Annotated in this window: 16 protein-coding genes; 7 read left to right on the top strand and 9 right to left on the bottom strand. The window is 57.9% G+C overall.

The features are described from left to right. Window positions 1-86: 86 nt before the first annotated feature. The 3 genes from AC5QAB_RS07675 to AC5QAB_RS07665 all read right to left on the bottom strand — a co-directional run bounded on the left by AC5QAB_RS07675 (window position 87) and on the right by AC5QAB_RS07665 (window position 3480). Entirely contained in the window at window positions 87-1223 is a 1137-nt protein-coding gene (locus AC5QAB_RS07675; protein ID WP_495233278.1) for a cysteine desulfurase family protein, read from the bottom strand. After that, window positions 1223-2245: a hypothetical protein gene (locus AC5QAB_RS07670; protein ID WP_495233277.1), complete on the bottom strand. Its 1023-nt coding sequence runs from the start codon at window positions 2243-2245 to the stop codon at window positions 1223-1225. The genes AC5QAB_RS07675 and AC5QAB_RS07670 overlap by 1 nt, the downstream gene beginning before the upstream one ends. A 167-nt stretch (window positions 2246-2412) precedes the next feature. Then, window positions 2413-3480, bottom strand: coding sequence for a hypothetical protein (locus AC5QAB_RS07665; protein WP_495233276.1), 1068 nt, complete (start codon window positions 3478-3480; stop codon window positions 2413-2415). 746 nt (window positions 3481-4226) lie between these two features. On the opposite strand from AC5QAB_RS07665, the gene AC5QAB_RS07660 reads away from it, so the two are divergent. The 4 genes from AC5QAB_RS07660 (at window position 4227) to AC5QAB_RS07645 (ending at window position 9813) form a co-directional block, all read left to right on the top strand. Beyond that, the gene (locus AC5QAB_RS07660; RefSeq protein ID WP_495233275.1) at window positions 4227-4934 is read left to right on the top strand and encodes a hypothetical protein; all 708 of its coding nucleotides are present in this window, start codon (window positions 4227-4229) and stop codon (window positions 4932-4934) included. Beyond that, complete coding sequence (locus tag AC5QAB_RS07655) at window positions 4931-6820, top strand: hypothetical protein (protein ID WP_495233274.1); 1890 nt, start codon at window positions 4931-4933, stop codon at window positions 6818-6820. Before AC5QAB_RS07660 ends, AC5QAB_RS07655 begins: the two co-directional genes overlap by 4 nt. Next, entirely contained in the window at window positions 6817-7863 is a 1047-nt protein-coding gene (locus AC5QAB_RS07650; protein WP_495233273.1) for an ATP-binding protein, read from the top strand. Before AC5QAB_RS07655 ends, AC5QAB_RS07650 begins: the two co-directional genes overlap by 4 nt. A gap of 1782 nt (window positions 7864-9645) precedes the next feature. Further along, complete coding sequence (locus AC5QAB_RS07645) at window positions 9646-9813, top strand: hypothetical protein (RefSeq protein ID WP_414613841.1); 168 nt, start codon at window positions 9646-9648, stop codon at window positions 9811-9813. Window positions 9814-9910: 97 nt separating this feature from the next. On the opposite strand, the gene AC5QAB_RS07640 is transcribed toward AC5QAB_RS07645, so the two are convergent. From AC5QAB_RS07640 to AC5QAB_RS07615, 6 genes are all read right to left on the bottom strand, one after another. Beyond that, window positions 9911-10375, bottom strand: a complete 465-nt coding sequence (locus tag AC5QAB_RS07640; protein ID WP_111205584.1) for a hypothetical protein — start codon at window positions 10373-10375, stop codon at window positions 9911-9913. A 38-nt stretch (window positions 10376-10413) separates the two neighbouring features. Further along, a complete protein-coding gene (locus AC5QAB_RS07635; RefSeq protein ID WP_111205585.1) occupies window positions 10414-10848 on the bottom strand; it encodes a DUF4124 domain-containing protein in 435 nt (144 codons plus the stop codon). Window positions 10849-10890: 42 nt separating this feature from the next. Beyond that, on the bottom strand, window positions 10891-11103 hold the full coding sequence (locus tag AC5QAB_RS07630; RefSeq protein ID WP_111205588.1) for a TraX family protein: 213 nt from the start codon (window positions 11101-11103) through the stop codon (window positions 10891-10893). Between the two features lie 47 nt (window positions 11104-11150). After that, window positions 11151-12794 carry an SEC-C metal-binding domain-containing protein gene (locus AC5QAB_RS07625; RefSeq protein ID WP_414613830.1) on the bottom strand — a complete coding sequence of 548 codons (1644 nt, stop codon included), beginning with the start codon at window positions 12792-12794 and terminating at the stop codon, window positions 11151-11153. A gap of 347 nt (window positions 12795-13141) precedes the next feature. Beyond that, entirely contained in the window at window positions 13142-14347 is a 1206-nt protein-coding gene (locus AC5QAB_RS07620; RefSeq protein WP_049439763.1) for an alpha/beta hydrolase, read from the bottom strand. Window positions 14348-14628: 281 nt separating this feature from the next. Then, complete coding sequence (locus tag AC5QAB_RS07615; RefSeq protein WP_495233272.1) at window positions 14629-15162, bottom strand: hypothetical protein; 534 nt, start codon at window positions 15160-15162, stop codon at window positions 14629-14631. A gap of 349 nt (window positions 15163-15511) precedes the next feature. On the opposite strand from AC5QAB_RS07615, the gene AC5QAB_RS07610 reads away from it, so the two are divergent. The 3 genes from AC5QAB_RS07610 (at window position 15512) to AC5QAB_RS07600 (ending at window position 17550) form a co-directional block, all read left to right on the top strand. Then, on the top strand, window positions 15512-16267 hold the full coding sequence (locus AC5QAB_RS07610; protein ID WP_495233271.1) for a tetratricopeptide repeat protein: 756 nt from the start codon (window positions 15512-15514) through the stop codon (window positions 16265-16267). Between the two features lie 455 nt (window positions 16268-16722). After that, on the top strand, window positions 16723-17079 hold the full coding sequence (locus tag AC5QAB_RS07605) for a hypothetical protein (protein WP_164109244.1): 357 nt from the start codon (window positions 16723-16725) through the stop codon (window positions 17077-17079). Beyond that, window positions 17080-17550, top strand: a complete 471-nt coding sequence (locus tag AC5QAB_RS07600; protein ID WP_495233270.1) for a hypothetical protein — start codon at window positions 17080-17082, stop codon at window positions 17548-17550. Window positions 17551-17586: the final 36 nt, after the last annotated feature.

Below are 17586 nucleotides of genomic sequence, written 5' to 3'. Positions count from 1 at the left end.
CGGCATCCTGCCCCTATGGCTTGCCGCCTATGCTGAGTATAGGCGGCTGCTCCTCGGGGTCAATCTTGACACCGTCCCGAGGTCGACTAGCCCCGCAGTTGCCCAGCTGCCGACGATAGCCGTTCTATTACATAGTCCACTTCGACTTCAGTGGTCATTCTGCCCAAACCAATTCGCAGGCACTGGGATGCCTCTTCCTTAGACAGCCCCAGGGCTGTCAACACAGGCGATGGCTCTGGAGTACCAGAGCTACACGCAGACCCAGTCGACATCGCAATTTCCGGGAGCATGAGCAGCAGGCTATCAGCATCAGCCCCTTCAATCCGCAGGTTCAGGTTGCCTGAGTACCTGCTTATGGCACTGCCATTGAGGTGGACACCCGCGAGCTTGCTCGTCAGGCCTGTCAAAAGCTTGCCAGCAAGTATTGAGATCCGACGCCCTTCGGCGCTCCCCTCTTCCAGCATCAGTCGCGCCGCTGCGGCAAATCCAACAGCAAGTGGAACGGGGATGGTCCCGGCCCTCAATCCATCCTGCTGCTTTCCTCCGGTGATAAGGGGTCGAAGCACCTTACGAGCGCGTTCGCCAACAAACAGCGCGCCAATGCCCTTCGGTCCGTAGATCTTATGGGCGGAGACACTCAAAAGATCGATGTGCTGACGATGAACGTCAATCGGAATCCGGCCGTACCCTTGCGCTGCATCGACATGGAACAGCACGCCCCGGTCCCGGCAGATCGCACCGGCGTCGGCGAAGGGTTGTATCACCCCAATTTCGCTGTTTACCGCCATCAGCGACACGATCCGGGTGGACGGCGTGATGCTGGCTGCCAGCACCTCCAGGTCGATCAGGCCATCATCACCCACCGGCAAGAGTGTTGTTGAGCAACTGCTGTCCTGAAGAGCTGACAGCGTGTTGAGCACACTGCTGTGCTCAGTGACACAGCTGATGAGGTGAGACTTGCCCCGCTTGGGGAGCGTCCCGCGAAGTGCCAGATTGTTTGACTCAGTGGCGCCAGAGGTGAGGACAATCTCATGTGCCGTTGCCCCAATGACCCGCCCGACATCTTTCAGGGCCTGGTCAACGGCCAGTTGAGCGGTGATACCGAACCGATGCTCAGATGAGTGAGGATTGCCAAACGTCTGAGTGAAATACGGGAGCATCGCCTCTAGAACCCGCGGATCGATCGGGGTCGTCGATTGATAGTCCATGAAGATGTCACCCATCACTGGTGCTCTCCCCTGGAACTGGGCTCAAGAGGCGCCGCCCATGTAGCTGTCCGGGCCTGCCAGCCCTTGATCTCCTCTCGAAGTATGTCTGCATCAATTTTGACCAGCTTGTCCAGTCGTCGTGGGAAAGTGGTTGTGTAGGACGGCAGGGGCGCGGAGACGCCCGTTGCCGGGTTCACGGCGGCCTGCAGCACGCCCTGATGCGCCAAGAATCTACCCAAGCGCTTGCTCAGCTTCCGATTCTCGCTCCGGACCAAGCCAATTTTCTGGTGAAGAAGCGCCACGATGCGCTCGTTAACCGACACGATCTCTTTGACCGGCCCCATGACATTCCTATGGTTTGCCTGCAGATAGGCCATTTGCTCAATGAGTCTAAACGGTAGTGCATCAGAACCATCGGCGGGAACGACAAAAAGTGACCGCCCCTTGCGGCTCTTCGGATCGGTCCTCATCTCGTACTTGCGGTCTGTGCACGCGCTCTCAATCAGCATCCGATAGAGCTCGCCTCGCACCGTCACGTTTTGACGCAGCAGCGCCTCAAGCGGAGCGTACAGCTCATAGAGCTGACGGCTTTTGAAGTCCATGAGCTTGGACGCGGCAGTGATTCCTGCCGTTGCCCGCGATGCCTTGTTCTCATTCTCCAAGCGCCTCTTCTGCAGTCGAGAGGTTGACCAGTTTGCCAAGGCAGCACCAAGGAGTACGCCCAACACGCTCAATATTGCCGGTGCCAGCTCTTTCAGAGGCGAGCCTTTGAGATCCTTTATGCTCCTGATCAGGTCTTCCTGCCGGCGAAGCATCAGTTCGATCTTCGCGTCGTTTGAAGTGCGGGCTGCACCGGCACTTGCTGCCAATGCCGATGCCGTCAGCAAGGGCGTAGGCCGCTCAGCCTGGCTGGCCAGCGGATGGCCCTGGACAGCTACCCCTTGAGTGTTCCTTGGCTGAGCGCCATCGCCGGGCGCGCCACTTGCCTGTGACTGTGCACTTAGCGCGACAGACAACGCAAGCAATGCGCCGGTCATCCGGAATTCTTGGTGCCTCATACTCCCCCCCCCCCCTGATGAATAGGGGAAGTATCCTCCTGTGCGTGCCAGTCTTTCCAGCGTCAGTTGATCGACTATGGGCGGAGCCTAGCTATCTTCCAGCCCTTAGGTCCCCAAGCCCCCCCATTAGCGTGACCGAGTGGTAACTATTCAATCGCCAAGCCGCGCACCTGACGCCACACCGCCTTGGGAACAATCCGCTGTCGACTTCGGCCATCGAGGATCCTTTTGCCCCACACCTTTAGCGCTGTGCGGGTGACAACAAACCTTGCTGCGTCAACTGATGTGGCGCTTGGTCTGAGCTGGTAACCGGGCGAGAGCCCGTGGAGGAGATCATCGCCCAGGGTGCCGTCCAACATCTTTCGCCATCCTGAGGTGTCCCCAAGCTGCTGATCACCAAGGTCCTCCTCATCTTCCAGCCGCGTGAGATGAATAAGGAAATCATCCGCTGCGGCCAGCAAATCCATCAGCGATGGGTTGATGATCACGTCAGTTGAGCTGGCCAGCGGAAAGATATTCCTATGAAAAAATGCGATGAGGGAGGATCGCATGAGGAATGGAACGCCAAACGAAACCGTCATGAGTAGGATCCGGTGAAGGTGGGCGCCAACCTCCAGGCAAGTCCACTGATCACCATTTTCGCGAGCTTCACGTAGCACCCACACTGCTGCGCAGAGCGCCTCAATGCCGTTGATGCAGGCAGCTAGTTCATCAAGGCAAAAGTCTTGTAATGCCTTGGTCTTAAGGTGCCTACGATCGCTAGCGGCACGGTCGAACAATGTGTCGAAAATAGGTGGTGCCAGCTGCCTCAGCGCATCGTCATCAGCGTGTAATGCTCGAGAGCAGTTGAGCAATCGCCAATGAGGCGCGTCAATCCAATCTCTTGCGCCAGGAGCCAGCGCCTCAACCTGATCGAGCGTCCGGGGAGTTGGTCGATGTATGCCGGCGGCATATCTGGACCATTTGTTCGATGTATAGCCATCCTTCCCTGAGATGTAAGTCATGGGCTCCAAGTTCTTTCCCACGGCGTACGCGGTAAGCGGGCGCCCACATTCGTTGCCGCCCAAGCTCAGTCGAACGGCCTCAAACCAAGCGCCGGTCTGAAGCACACGTACTTGCCTGTCTACAAAGCGAACAGGGTTCCCGCGCTCGACGCGGTTCAGGAGCACGGCCGCGCGTTTGAAGTCATATGTTGCATAACCGTCATCGGACATCAGGGCGCCTCCAATGAGTGGCCCAGTAGTACCAGAGTAAAGTTGGCGCTCAACTTTACTCTAACCCTTCCAGTCAAAGGTGGGCTACCGTTGTCTAGACGAACCTGCCTGGAGGTGGTCAGTGAGCGGTGCGCTATCAGCGAGTCAGTCGTTCTCCAAAGAGGACCTCGAAGAGATCCTGGCCCGCGACTTGCTTTATCGCTATGGCCCACTACTCGGTCAAGACGAGCTTTGGCGCGCCTTGGGTTACATGTCCTTGGACGGCCTGCGCCAGGCGCAGGCCCGAGGAACTGTTCCAGTCCACGTATTCAGCTTAGAGAGGCGGCGGGGGAAGTTCGCACTGTCCCGGGATGTGGCCCACTGGCTCGCCTCTCAGTTCATGGCCCCTGACCAAGCATTACCAACCTAAAGCTCATTGAGAGCACGTCTGCGATCCATGGCCCGCCGCGCCCATGATCGAAACAGGTGAAGGCGCCGGCCTAATATGGGCGCCCCAAGAGCACGTTGTAGCGGCAGACGCCAGAAATGAAAACGCCCGGCGGCAACCGGGCGTGGAGTAGCTCTAAGGCTTGCGTCCCAAGCCCGAAATTACTCCCATTTCGCCCCTTCGTCCACCCCTTTCTTTCGGAAAGTGCGGGTGCGGGAAAGAGCTGACAGGAGTAGGAGAATGTCTACGAAATCGGAAGCATCTCATAAGGGTGTAACTGAATCTGCGGGGCCTGGTCGCCGGCTAGATCGGGTGCATCATGACTAGCCCTCGTTTTGACGCCACGCAGGCACCGTCTCACCTTCCCTATTCAGCGAGGAGCCTCACGCCCAGGGAGCAGATCAGGCTTGACGCTTATCACTTCCTCTCGCCGAAGAACGGCGGCCGAACCATTACCGTTGTCGAGCCCTGCCGGCTGGCCTTAGCCTTGGAGCTAGAGTTTGACTTGTCGGTGGCGAGCTACGTGGAGCGTCCTCGCACTCTCGCTATCGAAGGTTGTGAGATCCAGCTGTGCTTCTGGCTTGCCAAGACGGATGGCGCGGAGAGCTTCATCGCGTTCCGACGGCAGACTAAGCCCACTACCAACGCAGAACGGGCTGAGAATGCGGCTTGCGCCAAGCTCATGGAAGCAGCGAAAGCCGCTGGAATCGCCCTGACCATCCGCAAGCCGCAATCACTGCTCACGGCCCGGATCGCCAATGCGACACGGCTTGAACTCCTACCGTATGTCCAGTCTGCTGCCGACCTCAAGGCCGTGGATGTGTTCATTGAGGCTGTTTGCCTTCACATGAACGCCAACCCCCTGAGTTCTTTCTACGGCATTGAGACCAGTCTAAACGGTACGTTCGACTGGCGGGATGTCCGGTGTGTTACATGCCTGCTGATCCATAGGGGCGTACTCAGCATCAATTTCAGCGAGCGCCTCACTGCAGGCACACAGGTGCGCCTGGAGGCCGCAGGCAAATGAGCGTGCTCGCTTTGAAAGAGATTTCATCATGGGATCTGATTGCTCCATCTCAGCTGACGCCGAAAGCCTATCGAAGCTACACGGCCCGATGCGAAGCCCTTCAGGCCGTAGCCGCAGGCGTTACTATCGCATGCGCAGCTAGGCGTCATGGGGTCAATCCCGGCACGTTAGGATCCACAATCAGAAACGCTTTGCAGATGGCCCCCGACGGTAGGCCGTGGGGTTGGCGTGCGTGCTTGCCGCACAAAATCCGTAACCACATCTCCGCCCCACCCGCAGACTTTCCACAGTTGGCAGGCCCCGGAGCCTTCAAGAAGGTGCTGAAACTGCTCCCCGAGCTTGAAGAGCGGCTGACAGCCTACTCAGGGCAGCTGCCCAAGCGGAACGTTCCTAGTAAGGACTTCAACAACTTTTTCAAAAAGATCAGGACCTTTATCCGCGATAAGGTTCCAAGTGATCGCTACCCCGCAAACGACACAACTTGTGCCCGACGTAGCATCGTGGAGTTCATCAAGGATTCTCGCCGCGGCACACCTTTCGTCGACGAAGACTTTGAAGTGGAAGACGCTGTCAGCGCGGGCCAGTTACAGGAGGTCTTTGCTCTCCAGTACGGCGATTGGGTCCAATACGACGGTCACAAACTAGACGCCTCCTTCTCCGTGGAGGGCCATGATGCCGATGGCAATCCATTCCTTCAGACGATCGACTGCGTTTGGCTTATCGTTGGGTGCTTTGCGCTACTCCGGATGTGCTGCAGTTGGGCACTGGCATTCGCAACGAACTACAACGGCACCGACTTCAACATAACCTGCGCAAACACACTTCGGAAATGGCAGCCCAAGGAACTCGTCTGTCCGCGCATGAGGTACGTCCCGGGTAGCGGAATCGGCACCGCACCTGCGCTCGGCTTTGTATCAACCGGGGTCATCACGAGCCTCGACAATGCTATGGCTCACCGCCTTGGTGTCAATCGTCAGCGCATGACCTCGGAATTAAGAGGAGTTATCCACTTCGGCGCAAGCGGCGTTCCGGAAACGCGCGGCCTTCTTGAGGCCTGGAACAAGCGCAAGGAGGAGAGCGCGATCCGCCTGCTGCCTGGTGCGTTTCGACCCCAGGGCGAGGAAGCAAAGAAGAGCCTCACCAATGGCAGCGATCCGGATGACTATCCGCTGCAGCGAGATGCACTGGAAGATCTGATGGATGTGATTGCTGCCGCGTCGAACGTCGAAAGCCATGGGTCTCACCAGGGACGCGACCCTTATGAGGTCCTCCGGAGCTACGCAGCAGCTGGCGGCTGGCTTTTCGCGACTCGAAACAATGAGGAGCGGGCAGTTGCCATGTCGATCATGAGCATTCGAGTCCGGATTAAGGGGAACAAGGGCCGCCGCCGGCAGCCCTATGTTCAGTTCAAATACGCACGATACCGGTCAGTCGCACTGAAAAATAGATGGGACTTGGTGAGCACTGACTACTCTGCTGAAGTGGACATCACTGATAGCCGGACAATGTACCTTTACACCGAGGAAGGAGATCTTTTCGTTGTGCTTCGGGCACTGCGCCCATGGGCAAGGACGCCGCACAGCCTCGCCTTGCGCAAGCTAATCCACAGGAGGGTCGCTCGAGGTGATATTGACCTATCGGGCGTCGAGGATGCAGTTCTAGCCTATAAGGAGCACCTGCGGGCGCGCTTCCGTGACAGCAAAGAAGCTGCTTCCAGTCAGCTGCAGCACAAGAAGAGCCTCGACGCGGCTGAGATTCCCGAGGCTCTGCCGAAAACGGTTGCCAATTCTCCACTTCAGCATGCGCCGCAAGCAGCGATCATCGCGGAATTGGGAATCCCCCTTTCGGGAAGGGTGAAGCTCGGCAGGAGGGGGTACAAGAAATGAGAGCCAATCACGAAGTAAATCTCGACCCGGGCCTGGGAACATTTAAAACAGTTTTTACTAAAAGGGGCGAACCCATCATTGAAACGGTCGCGATGGAAGAGGCGCTCACCAAGATTGTCCTGGCAATTGAGAAGGGATACCGCGGCATTGGGCTGCACTCGCAATCCCGATTTGGCAAGACCTTCCTTTCCCGGTACATCTGCAAAAACCTCGACTGGTGTCCATTCAGTTGTGCGCCCGTGTCGGCTATTGTGCGCTCAATCGGCGTCACCGAGGCCGCATTTATGGATTGGATGATAGCCCAGCTGGGACAGCGGCCTATCGCGCGGCAGTCGGCCCAGAACAGGATTGATCGCGTCATCAACGCCATCGAGATGATGTTGAGTAACGCCAGCGTGGATCGACTGCTCCTGGTCATCGACGATGCCAATCTGATCGAAACAGCAGCCCTGCAGCATTTCGCAACACTTGATAACGAACTGGAGAAGCGTGGGAAATCGATCTTCGTCGTTTTTCTGTTCCAGGATAACCACACTTCCAACAAGCAAGAGGCGGTCAACAAGCTCCATGCCCCGCCTCAGATCAGGGGGCGCTTCTTCACGCAGTTTCATCAGTTCCACGGGATTCGCTCGGCAAAAGACCTCAAATGCTTTCTTCAGCGGTTTGAAGATGACGCTGAGATGGCTCCTGGCTCTGGCGTAACATTGCCTAGGAGTCTGGCACCACATCTCTACGATGGGAAGTTCAGGATTGCCGAATACAGTGAAAAACTGTGGGATTGCGGGGTACAGCAAAGAGCCGCAGCCGGTCGGGGGGAATTCGATGAGTGGCCGCTGCAAGCAGTGAGCGTGATGGCTCAGTACATTGCAAAGCGGATCATCACCAGGCCTGGCTTTACTGAGATGACAGACACGGATCTCAAGATGGCCATCGGGTACTCCGACCTTGTTGAGTACGACGGTGCCTGTGCGGAGCTGAACTTCACCCCTGATCGGGGAAGCTTGGCTGGTCCTGAGGGTGGAATGGAATATGACGATGTCTGACGAAAGTTCGTTCGATGCGATCCTTCACCATTCACCCGACCAGCTGCTGGGCATCTCACCTTTGGGCTTCTTGGCTCAAACTCTCAGGCTCAACTGCTTAGACTGCCATGACAGCTTTGGCCTGCTAGGCGTTAGGCCAAAGTATTCAGACGATTGGTGCAGGCACCTCTGCTACTCTCAAAGTGCACAGACTGCAATCGTAGCAAGGGTGCCGGCGGCCAAGACGTTGGCGCCGCTCTGGAACCCCCGGAAGTGGCACGCGCTCAATGGTGCGGCTGCTCAATGGAGGCCCTATCTAACGGCCTGTCCGGAGTGTCTCAAAAGCAGCTATCACTCTATGCTATTCCAGCTGCCCTGGGTCAATCAGTGTCCCTGGCATCGGGTGCGCACGGTCGCTCAGTGCGCGTCTTGTGGCGCGCCTCTCTGGAAATCTTTTCGATCCGACGCTGCGCCTTTCATCTGTTTATGCGGACGCGACCACGTTCATTCGCCTTTGGTCCTGTCCGATCCTGATGGGAAATCTGGGGCCCGAGAATTTCATGTGCGGCGATACCTTGCTTGGGCGGACGCAAGTCGCTCGCGTCGGGACTTCTTTGGCTGCGAGGAAGACCCCCGTGTGATCGAAGCGACCTCTGCGTTGTTCGTTCCAAGAGGAGCTGCCTGGCATCGAGGAACTGCGGGATCTCCAGGCCTACTCGCCCGTTCGTCGGTTGTAAAGCACCCATCCACGTCAGAGCAGTGCTTATCATCAGCCGCTCTGGCGGGTTTGGCACCAGGCATTGCGGATGCACCGGAGTTTTTTCTAGAACTCCCACTGGAAATGGGGGATGCCCTTGAGAGGATCACATTCTCCATAGCCTCGAAATTCCCCCCGGGTGATTTCTCTGAACGTGAAAGGCATCTCCTAGGGATGTCGACCACTGATGAGTCGCCGCGTCGATTCTCGAGGATCAACGTCATCCTCTTGGTTGCCTATGCCGTCCATGGAAGGCTCTTCTTCGACGGGAGAGTGCTGTCACGATCCGCTCAAGCGACATTGCGGGAGATAGCCGACGCAATTTCCATGCGTGGCGTCGAGGGTTCGCGATTGGCTGCTTTGTATCGTGCGTTTAGCCGCATCCTCTTCAGGGCCTATGCGCGGGCCGCATTTCAGGTCCTAAGCGAGGTTGAATATTCCGCATGCAAACGGCCGCCCCCTCCGCTGCGACCAATAGCGCTGACACGAAGCAGGGTGCGCTGCAGCCACGTGAAGCTTCTCTGGATCCCGGAAGCAACCTCAAAGTGAGCGCCCTCAGCACTGCCTGGCCTGAACGAGGCCTGGGAGACTTGCCATCCGTGCTGGCATAACATGTGCGCCACTAAATCTCGCCAGGACTGAAGAGCGCATCTGGTGACTCTAAAGACGTCCTGGCGCGCTGACATCTTCTGCAATGGTCAGCCACAAGTCAATTTCTTATGCGATGATCTTCGGAGCATCAATACTTTCTACGATGATCTTTGGCGCATCAAAATGTTCTGCAATGAGCATTCTTGGATCAAGATTATTTGCAATGCCCGACGCAGAGAAGGCCTTCAGATTGTTGGGGTGTTCTTTGTAAATCAGCAAGATACGTGCGACAGGCTACTCAGCGACGAACAGCAATGGCTGGGCCTCTGGCTCAGCTCTTGCCTGCGCCCTCAGACCCCGGCCAAGGATGAGATCGCGGCATGATTGAGTTCGACCCGCACCACCGTATCGACTTGGCCGGCCCTTAGGCCGGTTTTTCTTTCCTCGGTGATCGTCTGATCACGCCTGAAGGCCGCGAGCTGCTTCCTGAAGATTTGGCCTGGCTGTCGCTCACCGCCTGCCAAGCGCAGGAATGGCGCCGGATGATGGAAGCTGCACGCTCGGCGCCAGATTCCCATTGCTCAATACTTGGGAACAATCGTGCTGCAGTCGCGTGGGCCTGACGCCGAGCCACCAGCGGCAGTCCTACCAGGATCGGGGCCGAGGCCTCGCCAGCGCGGATGAGGCGTTTTCCGTAGGGGCGCCGCCCCTACACCCCAGTCATGTCCTCTGACAGTTGTCCGCCATACGTGCGAGAGAGCCGCAAATGAGGGCTACTGAGATCTTCATCCGATCGAGTCTCGTTTGAGCATTGAGTAATTGCTCGACGCGTCTAAGCGGCATAGCTGCGATGAGAGAATCGATCTTACGCTCCAGGTGTGCAGCGTCTCTCCCATGGGCGAGCTCATTACGAGCAGAATTTAGCTTCTCAACAGCCTTCCACAACTGAGGGTCTCCCCCGACTACCGCCATCGCGAGCTTCGTCTTCGTCCAAAAATTCAATCTTGCGTCGATCACGCAATCTGGATGATCGAAAACTGAAAGAACGATGCTTTCAAGTTGCTCCTCGGCGTAAAGATGACCTTGGAGCAGCGGGATCGCGTACTCATTCTGCCGATTGAATCGGGCAAAGAATTCTTTGGCGCGATCCTCAGCGTGTTCGAGACGTTCGTCTATGTCTTTCATTTCTCACTCTCCAATACGAAGAGCTCTTCAGTGGTCGGCTATTTGCAGGCCGACCAAACCATATCATCCATGCGGCGACCAACCATGTAGGGCCGGTTGGAGCCGTACATGCGGAAAACGCGCTCACGCTCAGCCTTGGCGGCCTCGCATGCGTCAGGGTCCTTGTACTGGGAAATGCTGTGGAGGCGTCCGCCACCACCGCCATTTCGATACACAGGACGCGTTGGTGCAGGTCGAGGCGCGATAGACGCTGAATTCTGCTGTCGAATGGCGTCGAGGCGACGCTCATTCTCAATGACGCCCTCAGATCGAGGCGCTACCTCGACGGCCCACGTCTTCGCCGCCTCACCATTGGCGCACGGCGTTGACTGGTATTCGGTCCCTGCCTTGGTAACGCACTTGTAAATCTGCTGGGCGACCGCAGGCGCGGCGAGTGCACACAGCAGCAATCCGGCTGCAATCCTTGTGAACATGGCATCCCCCTGATGCTTGAGCACCAAGGAAATGGCTGGCGCTCACGGCGGCAGTATAAGCGCCACAAGCCCAAGGCAAGCCAGATGGCCCACGTAGTAGCCGTAGAAGGCCCACCGGCCACGTGGTACCGGCCACGCCACCTGAGACAGGCCAAGCGCCACCGGAACCGCCGCGAGCGCCCACAGGTTTATGCGCATGGGTGCGGCGCACTTGCCAAGTTCGGAGATTGAAGCCGCTTTCGCATTGGTAGGCATCAACCCGGCCACCGACGAGCTCGTCCAATACCTAGGTGAGTTATCTCCTAAATAGTTCGAGTCGGCGGCGGCTTCATCCTTTGGATATGCACCGGGACTTCTTGCGCCCCCGCCCGCTCCATCACGGCGTTCACCATGCCTTGCACATAGACATCCAACAGCTCCGGCTGCGTGAGTGCAGCAAATTGGTCGCCGTGTTCTCCCATGAATTGAAGCAGCTTCTCTTTCGGGGTGTGGATGTAAGTAGCTTTCAATCTGTCATAGAGTTCAATAGGATCGTTGATCGGGCCAGGTCCTTGGCGGATCTGCCCGAAGAACGTCTCTGGATAGCGCTTCCAAGCAGCAAATTCCTCAGGCGAAAGCTGGTTGGTGTAGATCGCTTGTCCGCCTTCATCCCGAGCAATAATCAACGCGACCTCCCCGTTGTCGCTCATCACACAGGCGTCTTTCAACGTGCCCACCACGCCATCGTCCATCTGATATCGGTGCCCGATGAGCAGGCGGTTTGACGGCAGCCCAGGAATTTCCCCCTCAAACGTGGAAGGCAGGTCGATATGTTCCTGGATCGATGCTACGAGTGCCTCGATCTCAGGATTACGTACACGCATCCCTATCTTCTGCGACAGGGTCAGGATCTCACCGGTCCGATAGTCATCGATCTTGAAGCCCTCAATGGCGGCTCCAGCATCAGGAACCTGAGTATCAAGGTGGTGATGGTCAGGATAGTTGGTGATGAACACCACGGCGGGGGGCAGGGTCGCCGCCTTTGGTTGTGCCTCGAACCTTCGAAGCGTGTTGATGCCGATCGTTCGCCAATCATGTGGTCCGCCCGGAACATAGGGATAGGCGTGCATGTTCAGATCGACGAAGATCAAACGGTCATGAGGGGTTGTCTTCTTCAGCGCATCACTTACCAGCCCAGCAAACCTCCCAAGATGCTGGTTCGCCTGCTTCGCAGTGTCCTGGTTTCGGATCTTGCACTCCACGCCAAAAGCTTTGCCGGTGCGCGGATAGGTGGCTGTGTATTCCACATGCTTGGTTCGGCGATCGGTTTCATCTTCCCATTCCAGCTCGAATCCCGCTCTCAAAAGTATGGCCGCAACACGGATCTCATAACGCACCCCGATGAACTGATCTTGGCACTTCAAGCGACCGATCAGTAAGTTCCGCAGCTGTGGGGTGCGCGTTTGGACGTTGTTGTGCTCTAGGATGTAGAGGTCATACGCCAGCGCTAGAAATGCGCTGATTGCGCCGGTCATCAGCGTCTGGCGTGTCTCGCCTGGCGCCAGGTCGGCGGCTTTCGACGCCAGCAGGAACCTTTCATGCCACTGAATGACAGGGTGACGTTCGTTGTGTTCCAGTTGCGTCTGGGCTTCGAACCAGTCATGCCCCAGAACGTCAAGGATGTAGCTATAGAGGAAGTCATGAAAGGTTGGCCATTCGCCTTGAAATAGGCGATGGCCCACAGCGACGATCCGCTTGCCGGCAGTCTGGTCGGCGATGATTGGGCGACCTAGGCCTTGCTGTCGCTGCTGCTGTATCCGATTGATCTCAGCCCTGCGCTTGGCTTCCTCCGCACCTCGCGAGATCATCTCTTCGTAATTGACATTGAGGCCGCCGTGGCAGCGCTTGAACTTCTTGTCGCTTCCACACGGACAAAGTTCATTCCTGCCTGGCTTAGTTCCGCCCATAGATCGCTCGTTCGCTGTTCTTCCTTGAGGGAGACCACCTCAGTCGCACATTCAGTTATTTAAATGCCCGTATAGAGCAGAAATCACTTCGATGTAGCCTCGCCGCTACTTTACAGCCTCCGCATCGGGGCGGGAACAGCCCTCCCCTACCCTCGATAAATCTTCCTAATCTCCGTCCCTGCTCAAGGCCCGCACTCGGCCAGAAGCGGTCTATCCAGTTGCCGAGCTAGCAAATAAGTCTGACGGCCATGCACTCAAAGAAGGATCGACAGTTCCCTGCGGGTGCCCAGGCTCCTTGGCGAGAGGCTGTGTGCAGCATGAACAAACCTATGCACATTGACAGCCAGTTACATAGTCTCGGACTTAAGCCTTTCTAGCAAGAGCTGGAAGGCCTTTTGCTCTAGAGCTCCCTTCGATGCTTCCAGATAGGGTAGCCATTGGGCGGTCACTACGTCCTCACGAAACACATTGTTATGAGTCAGCAATGCGCTACGAATTTGACACAGCTGAGGATGCTCCTTGACGAAGCCAGATTTTCCGGCGGCGCCAAACAGATCGTCCTTCGCCAGAAAACGTATGCCGCCGTCTGGAATATACCTAACCCACTCATCTTCTTCTGAAATAGTATTCAAGACTCGTCCTACGATGCCTCGATCAATGAAATCACCCCAATCGAAATTAGTTGTGAGTATCGAACCGCACAGGATTACGCACTCGAATTTCTCCGAAATATCACCGGCATTGGACAGGTAACGACCCACTATGTAGCTCCCGAAAGAGTGCGCCACGATGGAAATTGGACCCTCATATTCCTTTCGGACATCAATCAGCCAGGATCTAAACCCCTCAACGATTTCAGCCTTCTCCTCCTCATTGCGAAGGACGTTTGCAGATCGATACCCGTACACATAGGGAGCAACAGCCCATCCTGACGTGCTCGCAGATAGACACAGGCGTGGTAGCCATCCGTCCGCATGCGTTCGAATCCCGTGCAACGGTACGATAACCCCCTTCGTTGTCTGCTGTTTCGACCAGCGCCGGCCCAAGTATGCAACCTTGACTATCTCAAGGCTCTGTGACGACTGCTCAGGCCTGTAGAAGGTTTGCACAGAGCTGTGCATCTTTACCTGGACCAAGCCGTGCCTAGCGCCGGATCGGGTGGTCCCCAGTAATTCAAGGTATGCACTAGCGATCTCGGGCTGGTCCTCCGCAAGAAGTTGCACATCGAGCATGAGGCCATCTATGTCGTAGCGTTCCCGGCCGTGTGGGACCTGCGAAGATGTGGCGAAAAAGATCACTACATCCAGGTCATTGGGATCATTTTTGCGCGATACGAATGACCCTCCGACGACAATTGACGTTGCCCCAGCCTCCTCGGCCCATTCGTAAATATCCAGGAATGGCTTGAGGAATTTCGAGCGAGCCATCTCTTGATAATGGCCGAAGGTCTTCTCGGGACTGCTACAGAACTCCGCAATGAAGTCTTCCTTGCTTATGATGTAAGTTCCCGGCAGCAACAGGCCCTCTTCAAACTTGAGCGAAATCTTATCCATCAATTCAATCTCCAACAAAGCAATGGAATTGTCGTGAGCCGCGAAGAGAATTGTACCTTGGTCTCGTTGATCGCGGCCGGAAGTTCGCGAGTTTATTCAAGCACTGGGTGCGGTCCGTAGTTCGGGGAAGGATGCTGCTCGGCAAGAAGGGTGTAACTGAAGAGCCCTGCTCCCGACATGGACGGTGGTGGATAGCAGGTGCTTCCTAGAAGAAGCGTAAGCGTCCGAAATGGCCACTCTCGCCCGTAAGTGCACACCCCTCTACTCCCGATAGACATCCCTTATCGCGACTGGACTGACTTGTCAGGCAAAACGTTTTTTTGCGCAATCACCAGCCTTCTCACGCCGCCCACAGGCACAAGAACTGCAGTCTTCTGTGCCATGTCCCAGAACACATAGTTGTCCCCCAAGCGCCCCACCAAACCCAGGCTACCTTGCACCTTCTCATCAATGGTCACATTGACCGTGTACTCGCTGCTGCCAGAAGTAATCGCCTTGGCGCGTTCGAAGCCAAGCCAGTTTGACGAGATCGGGACATAGACAATCATCACGAGCGCATAGACCAGCCAGGGCGACTCCTTCACGGCGGCCGGCAACACTGGAGACAGGCGTACTGCCATTGCACATATGCCCGTCAGCGCCACACCTATCAAAACGGGCCAGGCATTTGACCACCAAAGCAAGGCACCCATTCCAACAAGACAAAGAGCCAGGGTCAGCCACATCAGCAGATTGGCTGGGGACGGCGTCGCTGTCACCTTCCCCTCGACCCACCCTCCAAGCAGCAGCGCAATCAGTATGAAGAACAACACCATGGCCGATCCCCGCAAGCCCTGCCAGCGCAAGCTCGCTTACGGCGACAAACTGAAAGGGATCCAAGCCGAAGTGCCCCCAATACGCCTTCAGATAAAAGGCCCCTTGAATCAGCCCGAACGTGACGAGCGCCGAACCCCATCCAGCAACATCAGCCATCGTTAGCGTCTTCTGCGTACGTTCCATGTATCCCCTTCCATCAATGCAGCCCCGCCACATAGTGGCATGCAGCGCTCCACCTCGCAGAACCCACCCTATTAACGTGACGCGTCACGCCCGATCACCCCGCCCATTGGCGCCCCTCCCCTCCCCCACTATAGTTCCACCCCTCACAAGGACGAGGCGGCACACATGCCCTATATCGGAATCGGACTCCACGTACTGGCGGCCATCTACTTCGCGGTACACGCCATCCGCTCGGGCCAGAGCCTCTATTGGCTCATCCTGCTCTTCTCCTTCCCACTGCTAGGCAGCATCGTCTACTTCCTGGCGATCTACTTCCCGGAAGCCCGCAACTCGCGCGGCGCGCGGCAGGCAATCCGCTCCGCCAAGCAGCTCATGGACCCGGGCCAGGACCTGCGCAACGCGCGTGCCGAACTGGCGCGTACGCCCACCGTGCAGAATCGGGTTCGCCTGGGCATGACACTGCTGGATGCTGGCCAGGCGGAGGAAGCCAGAACCCTGCTTGAGCAGGCAGCCAGCTCGCCGCTGGGCGACGATCCCTACATCCTGACCGGCCTTGCCCGTGCCCGCCTCGAGTCCGGGCAGCCCGCGCTTGCGGCGGAGACGCTGGACGGCCTGTTCGCCCGCCATCCGGATGTGCGCCGCAAGCCGGAACAGACCCTGCTTTACGCGCAGGCACTGGCGGCTGCCCAAGCGCCCGGCACCCGTGCCGCGTTCGAGCGAGCCGTGGAATGCGGAAACGATGCGGCCGCCCGTTGCCTGTATGGCGAGTGGTTGATGGCACAGCCGCAGCCCGACGATCGTGAGCAGGCCCGCAGCCTGTTCGCCAGCATCATCGATGATGCCCAGCACTGGTCGCGTCACGCACGCAGCCACAATGCCGCATGGCTGGAGCGGACCAAGGTCGCGTTGAAGGGCTACTGACGCCTGGCGGCCTTTGGCAACCCTGTCGCATCCGCCTCGTTCACGGCCTCGCCGGGCGGATGCCGACACTCGTCAGGCGTGCACCGCCGAAATCGACAACAGCCTTGCGGCGCAAGGCTCCAGCGCCGTTGCGCCATATGCAACGATTCTGAAAATGTTGAATGTGGTGACGGCATCGGCCTTACTGCATTGGCATCGCGCACAGCCGGGCGTATTCCTCTCCGTGCCACCGAAAACAGGTGGCCGGGATTCGAAACCCCGGTAGTTCGCTGAAGTAAACGCTTGCCAGCCGGCATCACCCTGTGTGGTGCCGGCTGGCAATCCGTCGGCCGGCTATGGCGGGCGGTGCGTGGAGGCCTTGTGCCTGCCGGTTTAGCGAACACCGGGTTTCGAACCTCGCACCGTCCGCCACCTTTATCGGTGGCGGCTTCTGCATGCACGCAAGGAGCCCAGCCATGACCCAGCCCCACTCCCCTGCCCCGCACCCGATCCACGACGCGTGCGCGAACAGCCCCGCGCTGGACCCGAACACGCTCATCGCCCTGCTGCACAGCATCGGCGCCGGTGTCGCCTCCGATGGTCAGCCGTGGCCGGAACGCCATCAGATGCCCGGCCGGCGCATCGCCCTGGCGGACACCGATTGCTCGCTGGCCGGCCTTCGGGTGGTGCTGGAGATCCTGCTGGCCGCGCAGCGCGCCCGCGAGAACGGCGAACTGGAACAGTACGTTGGCCCGCGCGTCATGGAGGGCCTGATCATGGCCGGAATCGGCCTTACCGCACACGCCAGTACCCGACTGCATCCGGAGGGCTGAGTGGCGTGGTGCCGCTGGGCGGCCAACGCGCTCTGTCTTGTGGTGGTGGTTGCGGCACAGGCGCAGTGGCCGGCGACGCCGGCGCCCTCGCCTGTCGCGTTCCAAAGCATCAACGACGATCGATTCTCACAACTGCGCCGCCAGGCGATGCAGTTCGTGGACTCTCGGCCACGACAGGGCTTCCAGTTCGTCGAGCGGCGCCGAGATGCCGAGTTCCAGGTTCATTGCCGGGGCATACCCGTGCTGTGGCTGGAGGGGCGCTCGCACCATCTGCTGTTGCAGGTCTCACTGGACGCGGAGCAGCGGGCGCCCGCCATTGTGCAGCTTGGTACGTTGCTTCAATGGCAGCTGGAGCCGGTGGGCTATCTGGAGCAGGTGCTGGCTGACGTGCCGGAACCTGTTCTGTTGGATCGGGTGCTGCAGATGCTCGGGGGCGAGGTGCCTGAGGGCGCGCGATGTGGCCCACACTAGTCACCTGCGCGACAGGCATTGGCCCAGTGACCATGC

The organism is Stenotrophomonas sp. YJH_SMC_127 (assembly GCF_059372445.1).
This window is presented reverse-complemented; position numbering and strand designations above follow the sequence as displayed.